Annotated in this window: 2 protein-coding genes and 1 pseudogene; 1 reads left to right on the forward strand and 2 read right to left on the reverse strand. The window is 64.3% G+C overall.

Annotated features, from left to right (window positions below):
- On the reverse strand, positions 1 to 1,173 hold a 1,173-nt coding region (locus tag EOA60_RS25290), incomplete at its 3' end, for an ABC transporter substrate-binding protein (protein ID WP_164899520.1).
- 383 nt (positions 1,174 to 1,556) lie between these two features.
- Between EOA60_RS25290 and EOA60_RS25295 the strand changes: the two genes are divergently transcribed.
- A complete protein-coding gene (locus EOA60_RS25295; RefSeq protein WP_067318936.1) occupies positions 1,557 to 2,600 on the forward strand; it encodes a LacI family transcriptional regulator in 1,044 nt (347 codons plus the stop codon).
- 116 nt (positions 2,601 to 2,716) lie between these two features.
- Here the strand turns inward: EOA60_RS25295 and EOA60_RS25300 are convergent.
- Positions 2,717 to 3,257, reverse strand: a pseudogene (locus tag EOA60_RS25300) (NADP-dependent phosphogluconate dehydrogenase); the annotation flags it as partial.

Genomic DNA, 3,257 nt, shown 5'->3' on the forward strand with positions numbered 1-3,257 from the left:
GGCGAAGAATTCGGAGAACAGATCCTCCTTCTGCTTCTGGCTGTCCTGCGACAAGAGCTGGTCGGTCCACGGGATCACCGCGCCTTTCGCGAGGATGGCGAGGCCCTTCTTCATGCAGTCGTTCGCCGTGTTGAGGTCGACGTCGCCGCGCACCGGAAGCGAGCCCTTCTTGAGATTGAAGGCGACCTGGGTCTTCGGGTCGAGCAGCGTCTCGGCCAGAACTTCCTGAGCCTTGGCCTTGTCGGCATCCTTGAGCAGTGGGAAGTAGAACGCGTCGCCGCCGGTGGCGATGACCTCGTTCAGGCCGAGGCCGGGCAGGCAGGTGTAGTCCTTGCCGGCGGTCTTGCCGGCGACCTGGAACTCGCCCTGCGCCCAGTCGCCCATGATCTGGCCGCCGGCCTTGCCGGTGATGACCAGATTGGTCGCCTGGTTCCAGTCCTGCACATTGGTGTTCTTGGCCATCTTACGGGCGTCGTCGGCGGCCTTGAACACCTTGGCGATTTCGGGACCGCCTGCGAATTTGGCGTCCTTGTCCCTGTAGACCTTGAGGAAGGCGTCGGTGCCGCCGACGGCGGCAAGCAGCACGTCGAAGGCGCCGGACGCCTGCCAGGGCTGCCCGCCGACGGCGAGCGGGATGATGCCGGCTTTTTCCAGCGCCGGCGCAGCCGCCACGAATTCATTCCAGTCCTTCGGCATCGGCACGCCGGCCTTCTGGAAGGCTTCGTTCGACAGCCATAGCCACTGCCAGGAATGGATGTTGACCGGCACGCAATAGATCTTGCCGCCGATGGTGCACGAGTCGAGCAGGCTCTTCGGCCGCACGATTTCCGTCCACTTTTCCTTGGTTGCGAGATCGGTGAGGTCGCGCATCAGCCCGGCCTGGACGAGCTCCTCCGCCTGCCGGCCGTGGTTGAACTGGGTGGCGCCCATCGGATCGCCGCCGGTGATGCGGCTGATCATGATCGGCCGCGCTGTGCCGCCGGAACCGGCGATGGCGCCGTCGACCCAGTGATTGCCGGTCGCGTCGAACGCCTTGGCAAGTTCGGCCACTGCCGCCGCCTCGCCGCCCGAAGTCCACCAATGCGTGACTTCGAGATCGGCCGCGGCCGCCGGTCCGGCGAAGTTCAGCGCGGCCGTCGCGGCGAACGCGGCGGTCAGGAATTTGTATCGCATTTCGGTTCCTCCCAGAATCTGAAACGTTACAGATTTTCGATACGGCAAATGGCCCTTATAGGCAACCCCTCGAATGGAAACGGCATGAGATTTCTTCGGGGCACGAACAAAATCCTCTCCAAAGGGCCTGTCGGAGAGTCGCTGGTGCGGCCAATTGATGCAAAAAGCAGAGGTAAATCGAGATTTCCTTATGATTCCAGCAGCTTTCAGCCCACCCCTGTGGCGCTGACCACAACGAGTGCGACCTGCCCGATGATCACCGGCGTTGGCAATCTGTAACGTTTCAGTATATTGCACCGTGTCATGGACTGAAAGCCGCGCAAATGGATGGGCGCGATTGCCGGCCGGCTTCGCGGCTGCTATGCGCCTGATGGGCGGGACGAATGGACAGACGAGCAACCGAGAAGGACGACGACACGTCGGCTAAGGGACGGCCGACGCTGAAGACGCTTGCCTTCATGACCGGGCTCGGCGTCACCACCGTCTCGCGCGCGCTGAAGGACGCGCCGGAGATCGGCGCCGAGACCAGGCGGCGCGTGCAGCTCGTCGCCAAGCAGATTGGCTATCGCCCGAACCGCGCCGGCGTGAGGCTGAGGACGGGCAAGACCAACGTCATCAGCCTGGTGCTCAACACCGAGCACGAGCTGATGAGCTTCGTCTCGGACATCATCTACGGCGTCACCGAGGTGATCGCCGACACGCCCTATCACCTGATCGTCACGCCCTATTCGCGCTCGCAGGACCCGCTGGATCCGGTGCGCTATCTGGTGGAGACGGGCTCCGCCGACGGCGTCATCATTTCACGCACGCAGCCCAACGACCCGCGCGCCCGCTATATGCTGGAACGCGGCATCCCATTTGCCACGCATGGCCGCACCGACATGGGGCTGGTGCATCCCTATCACGACTTCGACAACTATGCTTTCGCCGGCGAGGCGGTGCGCCATCTCGCCGGCATGGGCCGGCGCCGGCTGGCTCTGGTGACGCCGCCGGTCGGCCTCACCTATTACGACCACACGGTGAACGGTTTTGCCGATGCGCTGAGCGAAGTCGGCGCCAGCGAGGTGCCGTTCAACACCGTCTCCATCGACCACACGATCGAGCAGATCAGGATGCGAACTGCGCAGCTCATGCGCCGCGAGAGCCGTCCGGACGGCATCGTCAGCAGCGCCGCCGCCGCCACGCTCGCCGTTGTTGCAGGCATCGAGGACGCCGGCCTGAAACTCGGCCGCGATGTCGACGTGGTGTCGAAACAGTCCTCGGAACTGCTGCATTTGTTCCGGCGCGAACTGCTGGTCGTGAACGAGAATTTCCGGCTCGCCGGCTCCGAGCTTGCCCGCGCTGTGCTCGGCTGGATCGGCGGCAAGGAACCTGGCTCACTGCAATCGCTGAGCAAACCGAGCGAGGTCCTGCCCTATCGGGGTTGACTGGCGCGACTTGAGAGTCAGGTCAGGCCGAGTCGGCGGCTTCCGAGAACCGGAAGCGCGCTTGAGTAGCACCGGGAGCGCAGGAAGCCGCCTTTGCACCCTGGCATAACCTGACTCTAGGCGGCGCCGCTTCCCCACGGCCCATGGAACGCCCCCTGCTCGCCGATGCGCTCGAAACCGTGCGCGCCGAAGAAATCGCGCTGCGCCTGGATCAGGTTCGACGTGCCGCGGCCCTGGCGATAGCTGTCGAAATAGGCGAGCGCCGAGGACAGCGCCGGCACCGGTGAGCCGGCCTCGGAGGCTCGCGCCACGATGCGCCTGAGCGACGGATGCGCCTCCTTCATCATGGCGATGAAGGCCGGCGCCATCAGGAGATTGGTCGAGGCGCCGCCTGAGCCGAAGGCCTCCGCCATCGTGTCCAGCATCTGCGAGCGGATGATGCAGCCGGCACGCCATATCTTGGCAATGGTCGGCATCGGCAGGTTCCAGTTGAATTCCTTTGAAGCGCCGCTCATCACAGCAAAACCTTGCGCGTAAGCCGCGATCTTGCCGGCAAACAGCGCCAGCTCGAGATCCTTCAGCAGCGCCGCCTTGTCGCCGGAAATCTTCTCGACGCCGATATCGCCGTAGGCCTTTTCCGCCGCCTGCCGTTCGTCC

The organism is Mesorhizobium sp. M1A.F.Ca.IN.020.06.1.1, assembly GCF_004023265.1.
In the GTDB taxonomy this organism is placed as follows: domain Bacteria; phylum Pseudomonadota; class Alphaproteobacteria; order Rhizobiales; family Rhizobiaceae; genus Mesorhizobium.